This is a genomic window from Nocardia sp. NPDC088792 (assembly GCF_044750615.1).
GTDB lineage: Bacteria > Actinomycetota > Actinomycetes > Mycobacteriales > Mycobacteriaceae > Nocardia.
Genome location: NZ_JBIVKC010000001.1, coordinates 737,398 through 760,695, shown reverse-complemented (window position 1 = coordinate 760,695; position 23,298 = coordinate 737,398). Strand labels below are relative to the sequence as shown.

At 67.9% G+C, this 23,298-nt stretch carries 23 protein-coding genes; 11 read left to right on the top strand and 12 right to left on the bottom strand.

Going from position 1 to position 23,298, the window contains the following annotated elements; genetic code table 11:
* Nucleotides 1–149: 149 nt before the first annotated feature.
* Nucleotides 150–485: a hypothetical protein gene (locus ACIP5Y_RS03705; protein WP_400347258.1), complete on the top strand. Its 336-nt coding sequence runs from the start codon at nucleotides 150–152 to the stop codon at nucleotides 483–485.
* A 6-nt stretch (nucleotides 486–491) separates the two neighbouring features.
* Here the strand turns inward: ACIP5Y_RS03705 and ACIP5Y_RS03700 are convergent, their stop codons facing one another.
* The 3 genes from ACIP5Y_RS03700 to ACIP5Y_RS03690 all read right to left on the bottom strand — a co-directional run bounded on the left by ACIP5Y_RS03700 (nucleotide 492) and on the right by ACIP5Y_RS03690 (nucleotide 4,475).
* A complete protein-coding gene (locus ACIP5Y_RS03700) occupies nucleotides 492–2,639 on the bottom strand; it encodes an acyltransferase family protein (protein ID WP_400347257.1) in 2,148 nt (715 codons plus the stop codon).
* An 83-nt stretch (nucleotides 2,640–2,722) separates the two neighbouring features.
* Complete coding sequence (locus ACIP5Y_RS03695; RefSeq protein ID WP_400347255.1) at nucleotides 2,723–4,012, bottom strand: SLC13 family permease; 1,290 nt, start codon at nucleotides 4,010–4,012, stop codon at nucleotides 2,723–2,725.
* A 19-nt stretch (nucleotides 4,013–4,031) separates the two neighbouring features.
* Nucleotides 4,032–4,475, bottom strand: coding sequence for a CBS domain-containing protein (locus ACIP5Y_RS03690; RefSeq protein WP_400347253.1), 444 nt, complete (start codon nucleotides 4,473–4,475; stop codon nucleotides 4,032–4,034).
* A gap of 171 nt (nucleotides 4,476–4,646) precedes the next feature.
* On the opposite strand from ACIP5Y_RS03690, the gene ACIP5Y_RS03685 reads away from it, so the two are divergent.
* On the top strand, nucleotides 4,647–5,102 hold the full coding sequence (locus ACIP5Y_RS03685) for a nitroreductase family deazaflavin-dependent oxidoreductase (RefSeq protein ID WP_400347251.1): 456 nt from the start codon (nucleotides 4,647–4,649) through the stop codon (nucleotides 5,100–5,102).
* An 18-nt stretch (nucleotides 5,103–5,120) separates the two neighbouring features.
* On the opposite strand, the gene ACIP5Y_RS03680 is transcribed toward ACIP5Y_RS03685, so the two are convergent.
* Entirely contained in the window at nucleotides 5,121–5,561 is a 441-nt protein-coding gene (locus tag ACIP5Y_RS03680) for a carboxymuconolactone decarboxylase family protein (RefSeq protein ID WP_400347250.1), read from the bottom strand.
* Between the two features lie 58 nt (nucleotides 5,562–5,619).
* Nucleotides 5,620–6,318, bottom strand: a complete 699-nt coding sequence (locus ACIP5Y_RS03675) for a rhomboid family intramembrane serine protease (protein ID WP_400347248.1) — start codon at nucleotides 6,316–6,318, stop codon at nucleotides 5,620–5,622.
* A gap of 203 nt (nucleotides 6,319–6,521) precedes the next feature.
* Here ACIP5Y_RS03675 and ACIP5Y_RS03670 point away from each other — a divergent pair, with 203 nt between their 5' ends.
* A complete protein-coding gene (locus ACIP5Y_RS03670) occupies nucleotides 6,522–6,698 on the top strand; it encodes a hypothetical protein (protein WP_400347246.1) in 177 nt (58 codons plus the stop codon).
* Here ACIP5Y_RS03670 and ACIP5Y_RS03665 read toward each other — a convergent pair.
* Together ACIP5Y_RS03665 and ACIP5Y_RS03660 are read right to left on the bottom strand one after the other, a co-directional pair.
* Nucleotides 6,685–7,809, bottom strand: coding sequence for an acyl-CoA dehydrogenase family protein (locus tag ACIP5Y_RS03665; protein ID WP_400347245.1), 1,125 nt, complete (start codon nucleotides 7,807–7,809; stop codon nucleotides 6,685–6,687). The two genes, ACIP5Y_RS03670 and ACIP5Y_RS03665, sit on opposite strands and share 14 nt — an antisense overlap.
* Before the next feature lie 2 nt (nucleotides 7,810–7,811).
* Complete coding sequence (locus tag ACIP5Y_RS03660) at nucleotides 7,812–9,044, bottom strand: acyl-CoA dehydrogenase family protein (protein WP_400347243.1); 1,233 nt, start codon at nucleotides 9,042–9,044, stop codon at nucleotides 7,812–7,814.
* Nucleotides 9,045–9,276: 232 nt separating this feature from the next.
* Here ACIP5Y_RS03660 and ACIP5Y_RS03655 point away from each other — a divergent pair, with 232 nt between their 5' ends.
* Both ACIP5Y_RS03655 and ACIP5Y_RS03650 read left to right on the top strand, forming a co-directional pair.
* Nucleotides 9,277–9,705, top strand: a complete 429-nt coding sequence (locus ACIP5Y_RS03655; protein WP_400347241.1) for a DUF1707 domain-containing protein — start codon at nucleotides 9,277–9,279, stop codon at nucleotides 9,703–9,705.
* 10 nt (nucleotides 9,706–9,715) lie between these two features.
* Nucleotides 9,716–10,192, top strand: a complete 477-nt coding sequence (locus ACIP5Y_RS03650) for a hypothetical protein (RefSeq protein ID WP_400347239.1) — start codon at nucleotides 9,716–9,718, stop codon at nucleotides 10,190–10,192.
* Nucleotides 10,193–10,258: 66 nt separating this feature from the next.
* Here ACIP5Y_RS03650 and ACIP5Y_RS03645 read toward each other — a convergent pair whose 3' ends face one another.
* A complete protein-coding gene (locus tag ACIP5Y_RS03645; RefSeq protein WP_194898450.1) occupies nucleotides 10,259–10,462 on the bottom strand; it encodes a cold-shock protein in 204 nt (67 codons plus the stop codon).
* Between the two features lie 268 nt (nucleotides 10,463–10,730).
* Between ACIP5Y_RS03645 and smc the strand changes: the two genes are divergently transcribed.
* The gene (gene smc / locus ACIP5Y_RS03640; RefSeq protein WP_400347238.1) at nucleotides 10,731–14,354 is read left to right on the top strand and encodes a chromosome segregation protein SMC; all 3,624 of its coding nucleotides are present in this window, start codon (nucleotides 10,731–10,733) and stop codon (nucleotides 14,352–14,354) included.
* 30 nt (nucleotides 14,355–14,384) lie between these two features.
* Here smc and ACIP5Y_RS03635 read toward each other — a convergent pair whose 3' ends face one another.
* Both ACIP5Y_RS03635 and ACIP5Y_RS03630 read right to left on the bottom strand, forming a co-directional pair.
* Entirely contained in the window at nucleotides 14,385–15,260 is an 876-nt protein-coding gene (locus ACIP5Y_RS03635; RefSeq protein ID WP_400347236.1) for an LLM class flavin-dependent oxidoreductase, read from the bottom strand.
* Between the two features lie 119 nt (nucleotides 15,261–15,379).
* Nucleotides 15,380–16,279, bottom strand: a complete 900-nt coding sequence (locus ACIP5Y_RS03630; RefSeq protein WP_400347234.1) for an NmrA/HSCARG family protein — start codon at nucleotides 16,277–16,279, stop codon at nucleotides 15,380–15,382.
* Nucleotides 16,280–16,384: 105 nt separating this feature from the next.
* On the opposite strand from ACIP5Y_RS03630, the gene ACIP5Y_RS03625 reads away from it, so the two are divergent.
* Complete coding sequence (locus ACIP5Y_RS03625; RefSeq protein WP_400347232.1) at nucleotides 16,385–17,188, top strand: TetR/AcrR family transcriptional regulator; 804 nt, start codon at nucleotides 16,385–16,387, stop codon at nucleotides 17,186–17,188.
* A 111-nt stretch (nucleotides 17,189–17,299) separates the two neighbouring features.
* On the opposite strand, the gene ACIP5Y_RS03620 is transcribed toward ACIP5Y_RS03625, so the two are convergent.
* The gene (locus ACIP5Y_RS03620; protein WP_400347231.1) at nucleotides 17,300–17,884 is read right to left on the bottom strand and encodes a TetR/AcrR family transcriptional regulator; all 585 of its coding nucleotides are present in this window, start codon (nucleotides 17,882–17,884) and stop codon (nucleotides 17,300–17,302) included.
* Between the two features lie 90 nt (nucleotides 17,885–17,974).
* Here ACIP5Y_RS03620 and ACIP5Y_RS03615 point away from each other — a divergent pair, with 90 nt between their 5' ends.
* Nucleotides 17,975–19,087 carry an FAD-dependent monooxygenase gene (locus ACIP5Y_RS03615; RefSeq protein WP_400347229.1) on the top strand — a complete coding sequence of 371 codons (1,113 nt, stop codon included), beginning with the start codon at nucleotides 17,975–17,977 and terminating at the stop codon, nucleotides 19,085–19,087.
* Between the two features lie 11 nt (nucleotides 19,088–19,098).
* On the opposite strand, the gene ACIP5Y_RS03610 is transcribed toward ACIP5Y_RS03615, so the two are convergent.
* Nucleotides 19,099–19,488 carry a DUF2237 family protein gene (locus tag ACIP5Y_RS03610; protein ID WP_397002655.1) on the bottom strand — a complete coding sequence of 130 codons (390 nt, stop codon included), beginning with the start codon at nucleotides 19,486–19,488 and terminating at the stop codon, nucleotides 19,099–19,101.
* Between the two features lie 216 nt (nucleotides 19,489–19,704).
* Here ACIP5Y_RS03610 and ftsY point away from each other — a divergent pair, with 216 nt between their 5' ends.
* The 3 genes from ftsY to ACIP5Y_RS03595 all read left to right on the top strand — a co-directional run bounded on the left by ftsY (nucleotide 19,705) and on the right by ACIP5Y_RS03595 (nucleotide 23,277).
* Nucleotides 19,705–21,348 carry a signal recognition particle-docking protein FtsY gene (ftsY, locus tag ACIP5Y_RS03605; RefSeq protein WP_400347227.1) on the top strand — a complete coding sequence of 548 codons (1,644 nt, stop codon included), beginning with the start codon at nucleotides 19,705–19,707 and terminating at the stop codon, nucleotides 21,346–21,348.
* A 262-nt stretch (nucleotides 21,349–21,610) separates the two neighbouring features.
* Complete coding sequence (locus tag ACIP5Y_RS03600) at nucleotides 21,611–22,933, top strand: ammonium transporter (RefSeq protein WP_400349109.1); 1,323 nt, start codon at nucleotides 21,611–21,613, stop codon at nucleotides 22,931–22,933.
* Between the two features lie 5 nt (nucleotides 22,934–22,938).
* Nucleotides 22,939–23,277 (top strand): P-II family nitrogen regulator, encoded by a 339-nt coding sequence (locus ACIP5Y_RS03595; RefSeq protein WP_040811017.1) that lies wholly within the window; start codon nucleotides 22,939–22,941, stop codon nucleotides 23,275–23,277.
* The last annotated feature ends 21 nt before the right edge of the window (nucleotides 23,278–23,298 follow it).

Sequence of the window (23,298 nt, the reverse complement as noted above, 5' to 3'; positions counted from 1 at the left end):
CACGAGAGTGACCGGGGCCCGCCGCATTTCACCATCGGATACTTCACAACGATGGGGGGCGTATGGATTCGGTTAAAAATCCGTACCGGCCCGCATGGCCCCCGTCAACAGCCGGCGACCAGGGGGTCCCGCGGACATAGCGTCGGGTAATGAACAACCCCGCGGATGAGCTGTCCGCACTGCGTGCCCTGGTGAATCATCGCGGTGTCGTCGAAGTTATGGATCTGCTCGTGCAGGGCCCGCATACGGTGCGCGAACTCCGTGCCGCGCTGGGGATGCGGCGGCCCGGAGTCTCGCGGGTGCTGCGGGTGGCCGCCGCCTACGGGGTGATCACGACGGACGGGTCCGGCAGCTGGGACGAACCCCTGAGCCTGGACGGTCCCATCCGGTTGACCGGAAGTGGCTGGCGCATAGTCGAACTACTGTCCAGCTTCGCGGTGTGGGAAGCGCTGTATCAGCGCTCGAACCCCGTGCGCGAGAACTGAACCGGCTCACCACCAGCCCAGGATCGGCTCCAGCTGCTTGCCCAGTTCCGGTGCGAGCGAACGCGAATAGCTCGCGGTGAGGTGATGCTCGTCGTGGTAGATGAGGATATTGCCCTCCACCACCGTGCACTGGTCCGGTTCGCAGACCGCATTGTTCAGGTCGATGAGATGCAGGTTCGGGAAGGCCGCCGCCGGGCCCGCCGCCGGGTTCTCCGGTGACAGGGCATCGTCGCGCTTCATGCCGCAGCTGACGCGGTTGCCGCCGCCCGCCAGGCAGTCGATGGCGCGGTAGCGAATGCCATTGCGGCGCAGCCACGGCGTGTCGCGGATGCCGACCACGTGCAGGCCGCGATCCTGCAGCGCCGACCAGACGTCCACATAGTCCTGCGGGACCTCGTCGCCGCCATTGTCGGCGGGGCGGGTGGCGGTGGTGAACACCCAGTCCGGCTTCTCCGCGGCGAGCCGATCGAGCACCTCGGCCGACCAGTCGCGGCAGTCCGGATTGTGCTGGCCCTTGTACATGGCATCGTCGGCCACGGTGAGCGGGCAGCCCATCTTGAGAAAGACCTCGATGCGGAAGCGATGCTGTTCGCCGAGGATCTGCAACGCCGGAATCCAGTGCTCGGCATGCGAATTGCCGACCACCGCGAGCACGCGCGGCGCGTTCTTGTCGCCGTAAGTACAGGTGATGACCGTGCGGGTGTCGAAGTCGGAGATGCAGCCGTCGCGGGTCGGGTAGGCGATATCGGCGGGAGCCTCCTGCACGGTGGGCCGCATGGGCGCCCGCGGCACCAGCGCGTTGTCCGTGAGTGCCGCCGCGCCAGGGTATTTGGCGGGATCCAGTTCGCCGACCGCGTGCGCGTTCGCACTGTTGGTCCACTGCCAGGCCAGCGTGGAGGCGAGCAGCAGCACGCCGACCGTGCTCACCGCGACGCCGGCCAGGATGCGGGCGCGGGCGGGGAGGGTCGGGGTGGCGCGGATGCGCAGCGGCTCCTCGACGAAGCGGTTCGTCGCGTAGGCCAGGACCAGCGAAACCGCGATGATGACCGTGCCACCGAGGATTCCGGCCCGGCGCTGATGCACTTCACCCAGATAGAAGATGAGAATCGGCCAGTGCCACAGGTACAGCGCGTACGCGAAACTGCCCAGCTTCACCATCGGCCGGGTGGCGAGCAGTCGGTTAACCATTGGCTGATCCGAGGTCGCCCGGCCGGAGCCGGCGAGGATCAGCGCGGCCGCGGCGAGGACCGGAATCAAGGCGGCCGGACCGGGGAACACCGACGAACCGTTGACCAGCCACCCGCACACGGCGATGGCGGCGATACCGGCCCAGGCGAAACCCTCGCGAATCAGGCTGGGCAGGTGCACATATGGTGCGGCCAGCGCCAGCAGCGCACCGGCCAGGGGTTCCCAGGCGCGGGCGAAGGTGTCGTAGTAGTTCCAGCCCTGCTGAGTGGAGACACCGTGCGCGGCATAACAGAACGAGGCCACCACGATGACCCCGAAGATCACCGCGAGCGCCACCCGCAGCACCCCGCCCGGGCCGAGCCGGTGCAGGATCGGAAACCGCACCGCCGTGCGCGCCGAACCGAATCGAATCGCGGTGCGGCACAGCCACGCCACCGTGGCCACGATCAGCAGCATGCCCAGGTAACTCTGCCCCTGCACCGACATCGACCACAGGTGCTGCAGCGGGCTCACCGAAGGATCGGCGGCCAGATAGTCCGACCAGGACAGCGCCAGATACCAGTTCTGGTAGTAGAACAGCGAAGCCAGCGTCTGCGACGCGATATCCGACCAGCGGGTATGCGGCATCAGCACCACGGCCGCCACCACCACCGCGCACAGCACCACCACCATCGCGGGTAATAGTCGGCGCAGCGTGCGTTTCAGGGTGGCCGGGACGCCGACGGCGCCCGCATCGGACCGGCGCACGAGCATGCCGGTGAAGAAGAAGCCGGACAGGACCAGGAAGACGTCCACGCCGCCGGACACGCGCCCGAACCAGATGTGGAAGGCCACCACGAGGGCGATCGCTATGCCGCGTAGGCCATCCAGGTCCAGCCGGTAGGTTCCGGCGCTGGCGGGCTTCACCGGCGCGGCCTCGGGGCCGCTCTCCGGCGTGGTCGGCTGATCGGTGCTGGATATGGACATGGCGGCGACCATTGTCGCTTCCAGGTTGCTGAATCTCCCAATCGCCACACAGAAGTTGACCGTACTGTGCCCATTCCGCCAGGTCAGGAGAATGCGAAGTAGCGTAGCCAGAGATACGGCGCCGCCACTATGACGGTGATCGCGGTCACCACGACGCCCTTGCGGGTGAACTCCCAGAACGAGATCGGATAGTCCGATCGGCGGGCGATCCCGAGCATGACCACGTTCGCGCTGGCGCCGACCGCGGTCAGATTGCCGCCCAGATCCGCGCCCAGGGCCAGCGCCCACCACAGGGCGTGGCCCTTGGATTCGTGGTCGATGGACTCGACGAGCTGCGCCACCAGCGGGCTCATGGTCGCCACGTACGGGATGTTGTCGATGACGCCCGACAGCACCGCCGACACCACCAGGATCAGCATGGTCGCCACCAGTGCGTCTCCGCCGGTCAGGTGGGTGGCGTACTCGGCGAGCCGCCGGATCACCCCGGTCTTCACCAGCGCGCCGATCATCACGAACAGGCCCGCGAAGAACAGCAGGGTCTCCCATTCCACCGCGGACAGGTAATCGTGTTGCGGCAGACCGGAAATCAATACCAGCGCACCCGCGCCCAGCAGGGCGACCAGGGCGGGTTCCACTTCGAAGTACGAGTGGCCGAAGAAGCCGGCGAATACGCACAGCAGCACGACGCCGCACTTGATCAGCAGTTTCGGGTCGCGGATGGCCTCGCGCTCGTTCAATTGCATGATGTCGGCGGCGCGTTCGGGGTCGACCGTGAAGCTGCCGCGGAACAGTCGCGGCAGCACCAGCGTGAACACGACCAGTTCGATCAGCACGATCGGGGTCATATTGGCCACGAAGTCGTTGAAGGTCAGGCCGCCGCGGCTGCCGATGATGATGTTCGGCGGGTCACCGATGAGGGTGCCGGCGCCGCCGATATTGGAGGCCAGCACCTCGGCGATGAGGAACGGCTGCGGCGGCACCTCGAGGCGCTCGCACACCAGCATGGTGACCGGCGCGACCAGCAGCACGGTCGTCACATTGTCGAGGAAGCCCGAACCGGTGGCGGTGATGAGGACCAGCAGGATCATCACCCGCAACGCGGAACCCTTGGCGCGCTTGGCCGCCCAGATGGCGGCCCATTCGAAGACACCGGTCTGCCGCAGCACGCCGACGATGATCATCATGCCGAGCAGCAGGTAGATGACGTTCCAGTCGATACCCGTCTCGTGCGAGTAGAAGACATCGTCGGAGTCGACGATCCCGGCCGCGATCACCACGCCCGCACCGCACAGCGCGGCGGTGGTCTTGTGCACGCGTTCGGAGGCGATCAGCGTGTAGGCGATCGCGAAGACCGCAATGGCGACGACGGTCACGGAGACCGCCGTAGCGGGTTCAGCAGGCCAGTGCGACTTCCAGTAGCCGCGAGGAGGTGATGACCCCGAGCAGCTTCTTCCCGTCCTGCACGGCCACCAGCGGCGACTTGTACCGCGCCATCAGCGCCGCCACCTCGACGATATTGTCGTCCGCCTTGGCGGCGGGAATCTTGGTGAGCCGCTCCGGGATCACGTCGCGCACCTTCTTCCCGCGCAACCGCTGCACCACCTGCCCGCACATGCTCTCGTTGAGCACCCCGGCCAGCGACGGATCGTCCTGCACATACTTCGGCACGATGAACAACACCACCTGCGAGGCCGGCAACACCGAATGCGGCACTCCGGCCGCATCCGTGACCAGAATTCCCGGTAGCCGGTGTTCGGCCAGCAGCTTCGCCGCGTCGATCGCGTCGGAGTCCAAATCGATCACCGGGTATTCCTCGGCCATCTGAGCGGCATGCATAACTGCAGGATACGACGCCTTGCCGGGGTTCCACGTGAGCAGAATACGTCAAGATCGAATAGTCGAGTGACGATGAAACCCGCAGGTCACTCGCTATTCACAGAACGTGACGTGGTGCGCCGGCGTGCGGATTCCGTCAAGATCATTCCAGGGCGGCCTAACATCGGAGTGGTGAAGACAGCCGATCTGGGCGCGAAACTGTTGCGTACCCGCTGGTTTGTGCGGGCTCCCATCGGATTGTTCCGCGCCAGACTGGGATTCGTGTTCGGGGGACGGCTGCTGCTGCTCGAGCATCTCGGGCGTAAGTCCGGACGGTGGCGGGATGCCGTGGTGGAGACCGTGGCCCGGCCGAAACCGGACACCGTCGTCATCGCGTCCGGGTTCGGGACCGGCGCGCAGTGGTATCGAAACCTGCAGGCGCAGCCCGAATGCCGGGTGAGCATCGGCGGCCGCTACCGTGCCGCCGCCGTGGCCCGGACCCTCGCCGATACCGAAGCGGTGTCGGTGCTGGCCCGGTACAAGTGCGAGCATCCGCGGGCGTACCGGGAATTGAGCGGCGTCATCGAGGCTGCCATCGGAGGCAGCATCGATGAGGTGCCGCTGGTGGAACTCACCCTGCGCGGCTGAGGAATTCGCGGCCGCGGGTCAGTGGTGGAGCGGTTCCATGTGCAGCGGGACGCCGAGGCGGTTCCACATATTGATCTGTGCGGTGACCGCTACCAGGCCGGCGCGTTCGCCTTCGGTGAAGTGCTTCTCGACGGCCGCCCAGACCTCGTCGGTGACGCCGTGGCGGTCGAGCCGGGTTGCGGCCTCGGCGTAGTCGAGCGCGGCCTTCTCGGTGTCGGTGAACTGTGCGGACTCCCACCAAGCCGTGAGGTGCGCGAGGCGCAGGTCGGTTTCGCCGGCCTTGCGGGCCTCGTCGGTGTGCATGTCGATGCAGTACAGGCAGCCGTTGAGCTGGGAGACGCGCAACTTCACCAGGTGCCGCACGGTGGCGTCGAGCGGGCCGTTGATGATGGCGATCTCGGCGGCGACCCAGCCCTTGTAGACCTCGGGGGCGACCTCGGCCATGTTCATGCGCTGCATGATGTCGTCCTTTCATCCTTCGAAATCGGATACGCACACTGGACGAGACGGTGCGGCGCTACGTGACGGGCGCCGGCTTGTGAAGCCGGTCACTCACCAGCGCGGTGACCACACCCAGTATCAATGCCGCGCCATGGATATTCGCCGCCGCCACCAGCACCACACCCACGACCACCGGCAGCGCCGCGGCCGGACGGCGCAGATCCACGCCACGGGCGACGAGCAGCCGCGACGGGCCGATGAACAGTGCGCACGCGACGATCGCGGGTAGCAACGCCCACGCCGACAGGGTGGCGAACATGTCCGCGCTCCACACCGCCACCGCCACGGCCGCCCAGTCCGGCAGCCCGGCGTCCCGCCGCCACAGCGCCACCGCGAGGCCCGCGGCCAGACCGCAATTCGCGATCGAATTGCCGCCGCCCACCGGTTGCCACGCGTATGCGATGAACTCGACGGCCACCCCGACCCCGAAATACTGCACGGCCCACCGGAACCGGGGAAGTACCTGCTCGGCCAGCGCGCCCAGCACGGCCAGGAAGATCAGATTCACCAGCGTGCCGCCGACCCCGCCGTCCTGCACGAACAGCGCGGTCACCGACCGCCACCAATCCCCGTGCAGCCCGGCCGGAGTCCGCTCCAACCCCGCCAGCACCCCGGGCACCGGCCACTGCAGAACGTTCACCACCGCCGTCACCGCGAACACGGCACTGGTCAATGCCGGAAAGCGCCGCAACCCGATTCGATCAAGCACAAGCACATGCGCGAGATTAACCAGCGATCGAGGCAACAGCAGACCCGAGTCGGTCCGCCGCACCGGCGTCGGGCAGAAAACCATCCGAGGCAGACCGCCGCGCGGGCTCTCGCAGCGGCTACCGCGCCGGCCCGATGACCGGGCTGGAGCCCCATTCGCGGGTTTGCCGCGATTGTGCGAAAAGGGGCGTCGCAGACAATAATCCGCTCGTGCTTGCAGTCGCTCTGATCGCGCTCGGTGTGCTGTGCTTCGTCACCGGTCCCGCCCTCGCCCTGATCATCGTGTTCGCCGTGCGAGGCTCCGTCCGCGAGGCCGCCGCCCGCGGCGGGCGAGGCGGGGCGGCCCGCCCCCTTGCGCGGGCCGCCCCGGCGATCACGGCCGCGTGAGGGCGGCGTAGCGGGCGATGTGCTGGTCGGTGGTGCCGAACTCGTACTGGACGGCGGTGAGGCGCTTGAAGAAATGGCCGATGGCCAGTTCCTCGGTCATGCCCATGGCGCCGTGCAGTTGCACCGATTCCTGGCCGATGCGGCGGGCCGCGCGGCCTATGGTGGCCTTGGCCGCGGAGGCGGCGCGGGCCCGCTCCGGCGCTGGAGCGTCCAGTTTGAGGGTGACCAGATAGGTTGCGGCCACGGCCTGTTCGAGTTCCAGGAGCATGTCGACCATGCGGTGTTGCAGGGCTTGGAAACTCGCGATGGGGACGCCGAACTGCCGGCGCTGCTTGGTGTATTCGACGGTGTCGGCCAGTACCTTCCGCATGGCGCCGACGGCCTCCGCGCAGACCGCCGCGATGGCTTCGTCCACGGTCGCCGCGATGGCCTCGGACGCATCCGCCGGCAGCAGGGCATCGGCGGGCAGACGCAGCTGTTCGAAGGTGAGGTCGGCGGCCTGGCGCTCGTCGATGGTGCGGTAGTTGTGCGCAGTGATGCCGGCGGGCGGGTGCGCGGGGTCGTAATCGACTGCGAACAAGGCGATTTCGCCGTCCACGGTCGCCGAGACCAGCAGGTGGGTGGCGAGCGGTGCGGAGGTGACCACCGTCTTGACGCCGGTGAGAATCCAGTCCTCACCGTCCTTTTCGGCGGTGGTGGCGACCTTCGTGTAGTCGTAGCCGGAATGCGGTTCCAGCGCGGCGAATCCCGTGATGACCTCACCGGCGACAATGCCGGACAGCAGATCCTCGGCGCGTTTGCCGGTGGCGCGACGCAGCAGGCCGCCGCCCACCACCACGGTGTCCACATACGGTTCCAGTACGAGGGCGGCGCCCAGCGCCTCGGCGATGATCATCGTCTCGACGGGTCCGCCGTCGATGCCGCCGGCGGATTCGGGCAGGGCCGCGCCCAGAACGCCGACCTCGTCGGCGAGTCCACGCCACAGGTCCGGCTGCCAACCGGCCCCGACACGGGCTGCGGCACGGCTGTTCTCGAGGTGATAGCGGGCCGCGAGGAACTCCGTGACGGTGTCGCGGAGGAGTTCCTGTTCGGCGGTGAAAGTGAAGTCCACGACTACAATCCCAGGGTTGCTTTGGCGATGATGTTGCGCTGAATCTCATTGGAGCCGGCGTAGATCGAGCCGGCGCGGTCGTTGAAGTAGCGCAGCGGCGCGACCGCCTGCCACTCCGCGCCGGTCACGAAACCGTCCGCGGGCGGGACGAACTCGGCGATCGGGCCGCCCGGCATGACGGCGTGCGGCTGATAGGCGCGGCCGCGCGGGCCCGCCGCCTCCAGGGCGAGTTCGGTGAGCGCCTGGCTCAGTTCGGTGCCCAGGATCTTGATGGTGGACGCGGCCGGACCGGGATCTTTACCGCTGGAAACCAGTGACAGCGTGCGGTATTCGAGGATCTCCAGCACATCCGCGCGCAGCCGGGCATCGGCCAGCTTGGCGGCGAAGGCCGGATCGTCGATCAGCGCACCGCCGTTCGGGCCGATCGCCGTCTGCGCGGCCTGCGCCAGCTCCTCGGCCATGACCTGCAGGGCCGGAGCGGCCGCACCGCCGCCGCGCTCGAAGTTGAGCAGGAACTTGGCGACGGTCCAGCCGTCGTCGATCGCGCCCAGCACGTTCGCCTTCGGCACCCGGACCTGGTCGAAGAACACCTGGTTCTGCACCTGCTCGCCGGAGGTCATGACCAGCGGCCGGATCTGGATGCCTGGCGTACGCATATCGATGAGCACGAAGGTGATGCCCTGCTGCTTCTTGGCCTGTTTCGAGGTGCGGACCAGGGCGAAGATCCAGTTCGCCGCGGTGGCGTGGGTGGTCCAGATCTTGGAGCCGGTGACCACGAGGTCCTCGCCGTCGGCGACGGCGGCCATGCTCAGTGAGGCCAGGTCCGAACCCGCCTCGGGTTCCGAATAGCCCTGGCAGAAGAAGACTTCGCCGGTGAGGATGCGCGGCAGGAAGAACTCCCGCTGCTCCGCGGTGCCGAACGCCATGATGGCGTGCGAGACCATGCGGATGCCCATGGGGGAGAGGTTGGGCGCGCCGGCCAGGGTGCATTCGCGGCCGAAGATGTAGTGCTGGGTGAGGCTCCAGTCACATCCGCCGTACTCGACGGGCCAGGCCGGGGCGGCCCAGCCGCGCTCGTGCAGGATGGCCTGCCATTCCATGCTGGCTTCGTGATCGGGGTAGACACTCGTCGCCAGCCGGCCTGCCCGGCGTAGATCATCGGTTAACTTCTCGTCGAGGAAGTGTCGTACTTCGTCGCGAAATGCCAGATCGGCAGGGGACCAGTCCAGATCCACGGTGACTCCTTGTCAGAGAACTGGCACTAACCATCTCACCGGGTACGGCCCGCTGGCAAATGTGCAGGCACCCGCCCTCACATTCTGCCCAGGTCTGTTTCGGGGGTCTCGGGGGCAGAGCCCCCGAAAGCCCCTTCACCCGCGAATCCGGGGGTGATTGACATTCCAAAGTGGAGGTTTATCATTGGATGCATACATTCCAATGTGGAACGTATCTCCGAGAGGATGCGACATGGACATCACCACCGGCACCCGCGCCTCCGACGCAGAGCGTGCGCAGGTCGCCGACCAGCTCGGCCGTCACATGTCAGACGGCCGCCTCGACCTCGCCGAATACAACGAACGCCTCACGCGGGTCTACGGCACCGCCACCCGCGATGACCTGGAGCTGGTCCTGCGGGACCTGCCGAAACTGTCGAAAACCACTGCCGCGCAGGCCACTTCGCGCACCCGTCTGCCCATCTGGCAGCGGATCGAAGGCAGCTCCTGGCTCGGCGTCAGCGTGCTGTGCCTCGCCATCTGGGCCGTGATCTCCCTCGCGGCACACGAATTCACCTACCCCTGGCCGGTGTGGGTCATCGGCCCGTGGGGTGCGGCGCTGGTCTTCCGGGTCGTCATGGGCTGGGAATCCGCCGCCTGGCAGCGCCTCCGGACCCGCTGAGCATGCGGTCATGTCGGGCTATCCGGTACTGCTGGCATCACACGTAATGGTGGGCACCGCCGGGCTGCTGCTCGGCCCCGTGCTCGCGTGGGCCGACGCACGCGCCTGGCGGCAGGCCCGCGGCCTCGGTGACTGGTACCTGGGAGTGCTTGCGGCCGTATGTCTTACGGCCACCGGCATGGTGCTGTGGCATCGCCACGACCTGTGGTGGCTGATTCCGGTCTCGGCGCTCACATTCACGCTCGGCGTGCTGGGCCGGCGGGCCGCCGGACGCCCCGCGGCCTGGACCCATGCCTATGTGCACGGACTGGGCGGTTCCTATATCGCCTTGTGGACCGCCACCCTCGTCGTGGCCTTCGCCATCGACGGCCCCCTGTACGGCTCGGCTCAGCTCATCGCCTGGCTCGGGCCGACCCTCGTCGCCCTGCCGCTCCTCGAGCTCTGGCGGCGGCATCTCCCCTCGCCCGCCCTCGCCCGGACCCCCTGACCTGCCCCCGAATACGGAGCAGCCCGGCGTATCTACATACGCCGGGCTGCTATGCAGGCTCGCGAATTACGCGGGCTTGATGTTCTCCGCCTGCGGGCCCTTCTGGCCCTGCGCGATGTCGAAGGAGACCTTCTGGCCCTCCTGCAGCTCGCGGAAGCCCTGGGAGGCGATGTTCGAGTAGTGCGCGAAGACGTCGGGGCCCCCGCCGTCCTGCTCGATGAAGCCGAAGCCCTTTTCCGCGTTGAACCATTTCACGGTGCCGGTAGCCATTGAGCGACCTTTCCTTTTCTGGGTGAATCCGCACCTTGCGGATCCGGTGTCGCCGTTCAGTACCACTGAAAAAACAAATACGCGCCTGCTGGGTGTCTTGCAGGCGCGTACAGAAGTCTGTGAGAACCACAATTGCAACGGCTAGAGCCTACCTGATCTTTCGCTCATCCGACGAATCGCCTGTAGCGACGGCGTTTCACCGCACCCGCCGAACGCGCTTCCCGGCATACCCGGAGCAACCGGGGGTGAGGGGGTAGTCTGAGCCGCTGTGCACCTGAAGAGTCTGACGCTGAAGGGTTTCAAGTCCTTTGCGTCCGCGACGACGCTGCGATTCGAACCGGGGATCACCTGCGTGGTCGGGCCCAACGGCTCCGGAAAATCGAATGTCGTCGATGCCCTCACCTGGGTCATGGGTGAGCAGGGCGCGAAGGCGCTGCGGGGCGGGAAGATGCAGGACGTCATCTTCGCCGGAACCACGGGGCGCGCGCCACTCGGTCGCGCGGAAGTGACGCTCACCATAGACAACTCCGACGGGGTGCTCCCGATCGATTACTCCGAGGTGTCGATCACGCGGCGCATGTTCCGCGACGGCGCCGGCGAGTACGAGATCAACGGGAACACCTGCCGGCTCATGGACGTGCAGGAACTGTTGAGCGACTCCGGTATCGGGCGCGAGATGCACGTCATCGTCGGTCAGGGGCAGTTGTCGGCGATCCTGGAATCGCGGCCCGAGGACCGGCGCGCCTTCATCGAGGAAGCCGCGGGTGTGCTCAAGCATCGGCGGCGCAAGGAGAAGGCCGTCCGCAAGCTGGATGCCATGCAGGCCAATCTGGCTCGCCTCACCGACCTCACCACCGAACTACGCCGGCAGTTGAAACCGCTCGGCCGGCAGGCCGAGGTGGCGCGCCGCGCCGCGACCGTGCAGGCCGAACTGCGGGACTCGCGACTGCGATTGGCCGCCGACGACCTGGTCACGCGGCGGCGTGAACTGGAGAGTCAGCAGAGTAAAGAGGCCTACGCGCGCGAGCAGCACGTCAATGTGCAGGCCGAACTGGATGCCGCCAATGCGGCGCTGGCGCAGCAGGAATTCGAGCTGTCGCGGCTGACCCCGAGCGCGGAGGCCGCGGCGCAGACCTGGTTCCAGTTGTCCGCATTGACCGAACGTGTCAATGCGACTATCCGGATCGCGCGAGATCGGGCGCGCAATCTCACCATTGAGCAACCGACCGGTACCGGACGTGATCCGGAACAACTGGAACGCGAAGCCGAACGCGTCGAAGCCGAAGAAGCCGAACTGCTCGCCGCCGTCGAGATGGCCACCGAAACCCTCGAAGCCGCACGCGATCAACTCCACGAACGCGAACAGGCCGCCAAGGCCGCCGAACAGGCCCACCTCGCCGCCGTCCGTGCCATCGCCGACCGCCGCGAAGGCCTGGCCCGCCTCTCCGGCCAGGTCGACACCCTGCGCAGCCGCGCCCAATCCGTGGACGGCGAAATCGCCCGCATCTCCGCCTCCATCGCCGAGGCCCGCACCCGCGGCGCCGACGCCGACGCCGAATTCGAGTCCGTCCAGGCCGAATTGAGCGAACTCGACGCCGGTGAGGCCGGCCTCGACGCCCAATACGAACACGCCGCCCAAGCCCTCGAACACGCCGACCAGCGCGTCAACGAACTCCGCGAAAAGGACCGCGAGGCAGGCAAACGCGTCGCCTCCCTCACCGCCCGCATCGAAGCCCTGAACATGGGCCTCCGCCGCAAGGACGGCGCCGCCTGGCTCCTGGAACACCGCACCCACGGCCTCCTCGGCCCCCTCTCCGGCCTGCTCCGCGTCCACACCGGCTTCGAAACCGCCGTAGCGGCCGCCCTCGGCCCCCTCGCCGACGCGGTAGCCGCCGACACCGCCCCCACCGCCCACGCCGCCGTGCACGCCCTCAAGGAAGCCGACGGCGGCCGCGTCGCCCTCGTCTATTCGGGCTCCGGCCCGACCGTCGATGCCGGTGTGGGGCAGACCGGTTCGCCGCTGCCCGGATCGGCGCGGTGGCTGGGCGAGGTGGTGGACTGCCCTGAGCATCTGCGGGCGGCCATCGGCGCGCTCACGGCGGGTATCGCTGTGGCGGAGGATCTTGCGACGGCGACGCAGGTGGTTGCCGCGCGGCCGGAACTGCGGGTCGTGACCCGCGACGGGGATCTGACCGGGCCCGGGTGGGTGCTGGGTGGGTCCGAGCGGGTGCCGAGTCTGCTGGAGGTGCAGGCCGACATCGACTCCGCCAGCACCGAACTCGCTTCGTGGCAGCGAAAGGCCGAGGAGCTGGAAGCGGCGCTGGCCGGAGCGCTCGCGGAGCAGACCGATCGCAAGGAAGCGGTCGATCACGCGCTGCTGGCCCTGCACGAATCCGATCAGGCGCTGGTCGCCATCTACGACCGGCTGGGACGACTCGGGCACGCCGCGCGCAGCGCGCAGACCCAGTGCGAGCGACTGCTGGCGCAGCGCGCCGACACCGAAGCCGGACGCGAGGAAACACTTTCGCGACTGGCCGAGCTGGAGGACCGGCTGCGGCATTCGGAACTCGAACAGGACGGGATGGATCCCGAAACCGCGGGCACCGAATCCGCGGGCCTGCTGCGCGAGGAGGCCGCCGCCGCCCTCGCCGAGGCCCGATCCATGGAGGTCGAGGCCCGGCTCGCCGTGCGCACCGCCGAGGAACGCGCCGAATCCGTGCGCGGCAAGGCGGATTCACTGCGCCGCACCGCCCGCGCCGAACGCGAGAACCGCGCCCGCGCCGAACGCGCCCACGCGGCCCGCCGGCAGGCTTCCGCGGTCGCCGCGGTGGTCGCCGAAGCCGCGGAGAAGATCGCGGCCGAACTCGAGCTCGTGGTGGCCCAGGCCGCGGCCCGCCGCGACGAATTGGTCCGCCGCCGCACCGAATTCGCGGCCCAGGTCGACCAGACCAAGGAACGCGCCCGCGCGCTCGCCACCCAGCTGTCGCAGCTCACCGACGCCGTGCACCGCGACGAGGTGGCCCGCGCCCAGGCGGCCCTGCGCATCGAACAGGTCGAGACCACCATCTCCGAACAGTTCGGCATCTCCCTCGACGACCTCATCGGCGAATACGGCCCGGACGTCCTCATGCCGCCCACCGCCCTCGAACTCATGGAGTACGAGCAGGCCAAGGAGCGCGGCGATCAGGTCAGCGAACCGCAGCCGATGCCCTACGACCGCGCCAGCCAGGAACGCCGCGCCAAACGCGCGGAAAAGGACCTCACCACCCTCGGCAAGGTGAATCCCCTTGCGCTGGAAGAGTTCGCGGCCCTCGAGGAGCGCTACAACTTCCTCGCCACCCAGCTCGAGGACGTCAAGAAGGCCCGCCAGGACCTCCTCGACGTGGTCGCCGAGGTGGACGCCCGCATCCTGCAGGTCTTCACCGAGGCCTACGAGGACGTGGAACGCGAATTCGTGCACGTCTTCAGCAAGCTGTTCCCCGGCGGCGAGGGCCGCCTGCTGCTCACCGACCCCGTCAACATGCTCGCCACCGGCGTCGAGGTCGAGGCGCGCCCGCCGGGCAAGAAGGTCAAGAGGCTGTCCCTGCTGTCCGGCGGCGAGAAATCCCTTGCCGCCGTGGCCTTCCTGGTCGCGATCTTCCGCGCCCGCCCGTCACCGTTCTACGTCATGGACGAGGTCGAGGCGGCCCTGGACGACACCAACCTGCGCCGCCTCATCACCCTCTTCGAGCAGCTGCGCGAGAAGAGCCAGCTCATCGTCATCACGCACCAGAAGCCCACGATGGAGATCGCGGACGCGCTCTACGGCGTGAGCATGCGCGGTGACGGCATCACCCAGGTCATCTCCCAGCGCTTGCGCGGCGAGAACTTGGTCGGCGCCGCGGCGAGCTGATTCGCCGCCGGTGCTCGGCGGCAGCGGATTTCAGGCGGACGGGCGGATCAGCTCGTCCGCCAGCCACTGCGCGATCCCGGCGGTGAAGGGCGGCCGCAGGCCGAGCACGATATGCCGGAAGCCGGCGTCGACGACCGCGTCGATCGCCTTGCGTGTCTCGGCGGGATCGTCATAGTCGACGGGTACGTGCACCGATCGGGTGATCTCGGCCGGATCGCGGCCGATCTCGGCGCAGTAGCGGTCCAGGATCGCACTGCGTTCCGCGAGATCGGCGGCGTCACCGCCGCCCGGGATGTTCCAGAGGTCGGCATGTTCGGCGACCACGCGCAGGACACCGGAGGAGCGGCCGGCGATCAGGATCGGCGGATGCGGGCGCTGTACGGGTTTCGGATTGCCGAAGGCGCCGGTCAGGTCGTAGTAGGCGCCGTGGAAATCGAAGGGCTGCGGCTCGGTCCATTCCTTCCGGATGATCGTGCAGGCCTCGGCGAGACTGCCCACGGCATACTTCGCATCGTGGTAGGGCAGGCCGTGCGCTTCGTATTCACGCCGGGCCAGTGGATGGCTCGGGCGGGATCCGGCGCCGATGCCGAAGTCGAGCCGTCCGCCGGAGACGATGTCGACGGTGGTGGCGATCTTCGCCAGCACCGCGGGCGACCGGAATCGATTGCTGGTCACCATGATTCCGAGTCGTAGCCGCCGGGTTTGCGCGGCCAGGGCCGAGAGCAGGGTCCAGCCTTCGAATATCGGGCCGTCGGGTGGGCCGCCGATCGGCATCAGGTGGTCGAACAACCATGCGTGCTCGATCGCGGGGATGGCGTCGGCCTCCTGCCAGACGCGCTGGATGTCCTGGTATCCGACCTGCTGGGGTGCGGTCGCGATGCCGAAGCTGAGTGCGGGATTCGTCATGTCGTGCCTGTCCTTCCGTGCTGTTCACGGCTGGTTTCGAAGCAATCGGAACAGTGCTCCGATAATGATACGGAGCACTGTTCCGTTTTGGCAAGCGGTGCGGCGCGACGACGGCCCGGCTAGCCCGCCAGTCGCGACTTCAATTGCGCGGCACCGGTTTCGGTGAGCCAGGTTTCGAAGGTCCGCAGGGACGGCAAAATCTCGCGCAGGGCGGGGATATCGGCGTGCCAGCCCTCGTCCTCCGTCCGGGACACCTTCCAGACCCGCGCGACCTGCTCGCCGATAGTGGCGGCCTCCGATTCGGGAACCTCCTCGTAGCGCAGGGGATAGCCGGTGTACTCGCTGATCAAGGCCGTCGCGGCGGCGAAGGACAGGTCGTCGCCGGCCAGCTCCAGCACTCGGCCGTGGAAGCGGTCCGGGTCGAGGAACGCCAACTCCGCGAAGGCGGCGATATCGTCGAGCGCGATCATCTGCACCGGCTTGCCGGCCGGGAACAGGTGCCGATGCACACCATCGGCGATACCGTCCACCGGGCTGCCCTGCATCAGATAGTTCTCCATGAAACGGACCGGACGCAGGACCGTCCAGCGCAGCCCGCTCGCTCGCAAGGCCGCCTCGATGCGCCGCTTTCCCTGTGCGCCCCAGTTCGCTTCCTTCTTGAACGAGGCGACACCGGTGAAGACCACCTGTTCGACCCCGGCCTGCAGGGCCGCCGCGATCACCGCCTCCCCGCGCCCGGCCTCCACTTCGACATTCCAGCCGGACGGCCCGAAGACCGCGGGCGGCACCAGGAATACCGCGCGAGCGCCGGCCACCGCCGGACCCAATGTCTCGGGCGCGTCGAAATCACCGACCGCCACCTCCGCCCCCAGCGCGGCAAGCTCCTGCGCCACGGCGGATTCCGGATCGCGCACCAGGATGCGGACCGGCCGGCCCGCTGCCAGCAGCCGGCGCGCGGTGGCGCCGCCCTGCTGGCCGGTGGCGCCGGTGATCAGAACGAGATCGTTCCGAGCAGACATGTTCACCCTGTTTCTTCGGTAGTATTCGGGTCGGTCGACCCGTATCCGAACGCTAGATGCGCACGAAACCGGTTGGCGAGCACCGGAAAGGAACCGCGTAACGAAATGTCCGCGCCCACCCTGCCCCGCACCGGTTCCGGCCCGCGCGCCGACGCCCGCCGCAACCGCGCCCTCGTCCTCGCCGCCGCCCAGCGCGTCCTCGCCGAACGCGGCACCTCGGTCTCATTGGCCGAGGTGGCCCGTCGGGCCGGCGTCGGCGCGGGCACCGTGTACCGGCATTTCCCCACCAAGATCGCACTGGTGGAAGCCGTCATGCAGCAGCGCATCGACCGGCTCACCGCCGTGGCGCTGCGCCATCGGGGCGCACCCGACGCCGGCGCGGCCTTCTTCGCCTTCTGCACCGAAGTGGTGGTTTCCAGTCACCGCAATCAGGCCGTCTGCGATCTCATGGGCGAGGACGGCTGGCCACGGGAGCTCATCCGCGATGCCGGCACCCGCTTCCATACCGCCATCTCGGACCTGCTCGCCGCCGCTCAGCGGCAGGGTGCCGTGCGGGCGGGCATCGAGCTCTCCGATGTGCTCGCCCTGTTCACCGGATGTGTTGCCATCCAGCGCCTCTCGACCGAGCCCGGCCTGTCGCGTCCCGCCGCCCTGGTCCTGGATGCCCTGCGCGCCGACCGCGGGACCGCCGCCGTAACGAAAGTCGAAACAACCCCCGCGGTGCGTGACGGAAGTCGCCGCCGTAACGAAACCCCGGCCACCCACTGCCCGATGTGCGCGGCCCCGGTCCGCCCGACCGCCACCGGCCGCCCCGCTCGCTACTGTTCTCCCGCCTGCCGCCAGAAGGCCCATCGACGCCGCCACGCAACGACATCGGCGACTTCGCCCATGGGTGACGTTGCCGGGTAAGGGCTTCGAGCGATTCGCCGCGGAGACTGCACGCCGATAGCGCCGACGGCCGCCTGGTCATGGCGGGTGGCACCAGGTGCCGCACGATCGGCAGCGGAATCCGCGCCGCTCTCAGTCGCGCGAATCACCCTGTGCGCGTATGCCGTCCAGGATGATGCCGATGACGCGTTCGATGGTGTCGGGGCGGGATGCGGTGTGGGCGGGGATCTGCAACATCATCAGCACTTCTATATCCGGCAGGCCGATATCCGGGCGGAGATCGCCGTCGGCGTGCGCGTGATCGATCAGCTGCCGCAGCTGATCGAACAGCACGTTCCGGGTCTCCGTCACGGCCGGGTCGTCCTTCACCAGCTGATGCGCGGCGGGTTCGATGGCCGCGGCCTGTGCGCCCAATTGCATTTCGGCGCATTCACGCAGTACTCGGCACAGGGCCGACCAGGCCGTGGGCTCTTCCCGCCGGGCCGTCGTCACCAGCTCGACGATATTGGCCATGTGCGCCTCCGCGGTGGCGGTGAGCAGGGCGTCGCGGTCGGGGAAGCGGCGGTAGAGGGTGCCGACGCCGACGCCCGCCCGGTCGGCGATGTCCTTCATGGGCACGTTCGAGCCGCGTTCGCAGAACACCTCCAGGGCGGCCCGCAGGATCTGGTCGCGATTGCTGCGGGCGTCGGCGCGCAACTGGTCGGCCGTGGTCCTCACCTCCGAACAAGTGGACGAAATTCTTCCGCTTAGCGTAGCATCGGTCTAAGCGGACGAAATGCGTCCACTTATCTCGATCGGGGAGTAGTCGTGAAGACATCGGTATTGATCTCCGGAGCCGGCGTGGGCGGCTCGACGCTCGCTTACTGGCTGGCGGACAACGGATTCCAGGTGACCGTGGTGGAACGCGCAGGCGCGCAACGATCCAGCGGCAACCCCGTCGACGTGCGCGGACCCGCTATCGACGTGGTGAACCGGATGGGCGTCATGCCCGAATTGCGGAAGGCGGCGACCTCGGTGGACCGCATCAGCTTCGTCGACGCGAAAGGCGCGGTCCGCGCCTCGGTCCGCACGGGCGGCTCGAGTGACGGCGCCGGGGGAGAGGTCGAATTGCCGCGCGCCGAGCTGGCCGCCGTCCTGCTCGGGGCGGCCCGCGATCGGGCCGAAATCCGGTGGGGCGACACCATTACCGGCCTCGCCGACGACGGCGATCGGGTAGCCGTCACCTTCGCCGGATCAGCGCCCGCGACCTACGACTATGTGATCGGCGCGGACGGCCTGCACTCCGGGGTACGCCGCCTGGTCTTCGGCGAGGAGCCGGAGTTCGTGCGGCACAAGGGGATGTATGTGGCGACGCTGCCGGTCGAGCACGCTCTCGGCGAGGAGCGCGAGGTGGTCATGTACAACACGCCCGGGCGGTCGGTATCCGTGCATCCGGCGGGTGGAAAACCGCTGGCGGCCTTCATCTTCCGCGGCCCTGAAACGCCCGGCTACGACTATCGGGATACGGCACAGCACAAGCGGCTCGTCCATGCGGCCTACGCCGGGCGCATGGGCGCCTTCGGCGGCCTGCTCGAGCAGGTGAGCGCCGCCCCGGACCTGTACTTCGACGCCGTCTGCCAGGTCCGCATGCCGTCCTGGTCGCGTGGCCGGGTCGCCTTGCTCGGCGACGCCGGATCCAGCCTCTCCCTGTTCGGCGACGGCTCCACCCTCGCCATCGCCGGCGCGCACACCCTCGCCGAGGAACTGACCCGCACGCCCGCGGACCCGCACACCGCCTTCACCCGCTACGAAGAGCGGCACCGTCGCCTGCTCGCCCCCAAGCAGCGCGGCTTCCGCCTGGCCGGAGCCCTGATGGTGCCGGCGAGCCGCCCGGGAATCCTGGCCCGCGACGCGGTGGTGCGACTGCTGCCGCGGATCTGATCGGGTGCCGGTCAGAGTAGGTCGCTGACGTCGTCGGGGACGTCGACCGCGTATTTGCGGAGGGTCTCCATGGGAACCACCTCCAGGGCGTTCTCGTGGGTCGCGGCCAGGATCACCGGTGCGGCCACTCCGTCCTCGTGGGCGTGCAGCCAGCGCACCGCCACCACGCACCAGCGGTCGCCGGGCTGCAGGCCGGGGAAGTTGTTCTCCGGCCGCGGGGTGATGAGGTCGTTGCCGATCGATTTCTGGTGCTCCAGGAATTCCGCGGTGACCACGGTGCAGACGGTGTGGCTGCCAAGATCTTCGGGCCCGGTGCTGCAGCAGCCGTCCCGGTAGAAACCGGTGAGAGGATCGGTGCCACACTCCTCCAGCGGTCCCCCAAGCACATTTCGATCGTTCACGCCGCCGATCCTATTGTCTCGGTGTCGCATTCGCCGCTCCTTCCGCACTGTGGTGCGTTGTTGAGCAGACCGGTCGGTAGTTGTTCGGATTCGAACCACCCCACCCGGCGTGTCCGCCGCTCCTGCGGCGTACATCTGTGATAGATGACACTGCTCTCCGACGCGTCGGTAGGTGTGTGAATCGGGCATACAACTGCCTCTGAAAGGATGGGGGCCGTGACGACTGCAGAAGTATGGATTCTCCTCGCCGCGATCGTTGCGGTCCTGCTCGTGGCGCTGGTTGCCGGTTATGCCCTGAACAAGCGCCGCCGTATCTCGCTGACCCCGGAAGCTGCCGAAACCCAGGAGCTGACCGACCGGTCCGGCGGCTACACCGCAGCCGGAGGATTCAGCTTCAGCCAGGGCGCCACCAAACCCGCCCCCGAACCCGTCCGCCTCGAGCGCACCGACGACGAGGGCCAGCCCCACATCGGTGACGACGCGGCAATCCCACGCGACGCCGCCAAACGCACCATCACCAACGTCCCCCTGCCCGACCCGGAACAAGGCCCCGAGGCCGCCCCGGAGACCGGGAAGTCCGTCACCCCCGCCGAATCCGGCTCGCCCTCCGCGAGCGATGTCACGCCGGCCACCGCGAGCGATTCCGCGGCAGCTGCCGATGATGAGTCCGCCGACATCGAGAACCGGACCGCCACCGCGGCCACCGGCACCGACTCGGGCACTGTCGCTGAGCCGTCCGCTGCCACTGCCGACGGCACCTCCGATATCGCGGCCGTCGAAGCCGAGGTCGCCGCGGTCGAGGAGCTCGAGGCCGAGGCCGCCGAAGCGGGTTACGCCGCAGCCGAAGTCGCTGCTGCCGCCGGCGCTGCTGTCGCCGCGCGTCCCGCGCCGGCCGAAAAGGCCGAACCCGCCGAGGTTTCCGGGCCGCGCGACGAGATCGACCCCACCACGGGCCGTCTGACCCGGCTGCGCGGGCGGTTGTCCCGCTCGCAGAATGCCGTCGGCAAGTCGCTGCTCGGTCTGCTCGGCGGTGGTGATCTCGACGAGGATTCGTGGGAGGAGATCGAGGACACCCTCGTGATGGCCGATCTCGGCACCGCCAGCACCGCGAAGATCGTGGACCGGTTGCGCGAGGAGATGGCGTCGCGCAGTGTGCGGACCGCCGCGGACGCGCGGGCCGTCCTGCGCGAGGTGCTGATCGAGGCGTTGCGGCCGGAGCTGGATCGTTCGATCCGGGCGCTGCCGCACGACGATCACCCGTCGATCCTGCTGGTCGTGGGCGTGAACGGCACCGGAAAGACCACCACCACAGGCAAATTGGCGCGGGTCCTGGTGGCCGACGGCCGGCGGGTGCTGCTCGGCGCGGCGGACACCTTCCGGGCGGCGGCGGCCGATCAGCTGCAGACCTGGGGTGAGCGGGTCGGCGCGGACACCGTGCGCGGCAAGGAGGCCGCGGATCCGGCGTCGGTCGCGTTCGACGCGGTGACCGAGGGCATCGAGCGCGGCGTGGACGTGGTGCTCATCGATACCGCGGGCCGCCTGCACACCAAGACCGGCCTGATGGACGAGCTGGGCAAGGTCAAGCGTGTGGTCGAGAAGAAGGCGAAGGTCGACGAGGTCATCCTGGTGCTGGACGCCACGGTCGGCCAGAACGGCCTGACGCAGGCGCGTGTCTTCGCCGACGTGGTCGATATCACGGGTGTGGCGCTGACCAAGCTGGACGGAACGGCCAAGGGCGGCATCGTGTTCCAGGTGCAGCATGAACTCGGCGTCCCAATCAAACTGGTCGGTTTGGGCGAGGGCGCGGATGATCTAGCTCCCTTCGAGCCCGGCGCCTTCGTCGACGCACTACTCGGTTGAACCCCGACTACCAGCGCGAATCCATCGAACAAAATCATCCTCACAACACGGTCGTAACACTGGCGCGATCCGGGAAACCTGACTGCAACAGTGCACTCTCATCCGTTCACCTACGCGAAACGCCGCAGGATCACGGCTGAAACACCGACTGACGAATCTCATTGCAGGCTTTATCGCAGGTTGCTGCAGAGCCAGATGATGAGGAGGACAAAAGGTGCCGTACCCCTTGACCGGCTTGCCGGACACCGGTGACACCGCATGGATGCTGGCGAGTTCCGCGCTCGTTCTGCTGATGACCCCTGGACTGGCGTTCTTCTACGGTGGCATGGTCCGTAGCAAGCACGTGCTCAACATGATCATGATGAGCGTCAGTGCCATGGGCATCGTAGGCGTGCTCTGGGCTATCTACGGATTCTCGGTTTCATTCGCCAACAACAAATTCGGACTGATCGGCGATCCCACACAATTCTTCGGACTCAAGGGCATGATCGGCCCTGACGCGGCGGCCAAGACCGCGTCCGCGGCCGAAGTCGACATCCCGCTCGCCGGCAACACGCACATCCCGATGACCGTGTTCGTCGCCTTCCAGCTCATGTTCGCGATCATCACCGTCGCCCTGATCTCGGGCGCGGTCGCCGATCGCCTCAAGTTCGGTGCCTGGGCGCTGTTCGCCGCGGTGTGGTCCACCATCGTCTACTTCCCGGTCGCGCACTGGGTCTTCGACAGCAACGCCACCGACGCCAACGGCAACATCGTGCACGAGGGCGGCTGGATCCTGAACAAGCTGCACGTGGTCGACTTCGCGGGTGGTACCGCGGTGCACATCAACGCCGGTGCCGCGGGTCTCGCCCTCTGTCTGGTGCTCGGTAAGCGCAAGGGCTGGCCGAAGACCCCGATGCGGCCGCACAACCTCCCGTTCGTCATGCTCGGCGCCGGCCTCCTGTGGTTCGGCTGGTTCGGATTCAACGCCGGTTCTGCGCTGTCCTCCAACAACTCCGCCGGCTCCACCTTCCTGACCACCACCTTCGCCACCTGTGCCGCCATGCTCGGCTGGCTGCTCGTGGAGAAGCTGCGTGACGGTCACGCCACCTCGCTGGGCGCCGCGTCCGGTCTGGTCGCGGGCCTGGTCGCCATCACGCCGTCCTGCTCCTCGGTGAACGTGCTCGGCGCGCTGGCCGTCGGCGCGATCGCCGGTATCGTCTGCGCGCTCGCGGTCGGCCTGAAGTACAAGTTCGGCTTCGACGACTCGCTCGACGTGGTCGGCGTGCACATGGTCGGCGGCATCATCGGCACCCTGATGGTCGGCCTGGTGGCCACCTCGCAGGCGCCGGCCGGAGTCAAGGGCCTGTTCTACGGTGGCGGTGTCGATCAGCTGTGGCGTCAGGCCGTGGGTGCGGGTGTGGTGCTCGCCTACTCGTTCATCGCGACCCTCATCATCGCCCTCGCGATCAAGTACACGATCGGCCTGCGTGCTTCCGAAGAGGAAGAGGTCGAGGGCATGGACGAGTCGGAGCATGCTGAAACGGCATACGATTTCGCTGCTGTGGGTGGTACGGCGCGTACCGCCGCCGTCAAGGAGGCATGACGAAAATGAAACTGATCACTGCGATCGTCAAACCGTTCACGCTCGAGGACGTCAAGACCGGGCTGGAGCAGGCGGGCGTGCTGGGCATGACCGTCAGCGAAGTCCAGGGCTACGGTCGCCAGAAGGGCCACACCGAGGTCTACCGCGGTGCCGAGTACTCGGTCGACTTCGTACCCAAGGTCCGCGTCGAGGTGGTCGTGGATGACGCCTCCGTCGAAAAGGTAGTCGAGGTGATCGTCGAGGCCGCCCGCACCGGAAAGATCGGTGACGGCAAGGTCTGGGTCACCCCGGTGGACGCGATCATTCGCGTCCGCACCGGCGAACGCGGTTCCGATGCGCTGTAAATAGAAGACGGATCCAGTGGC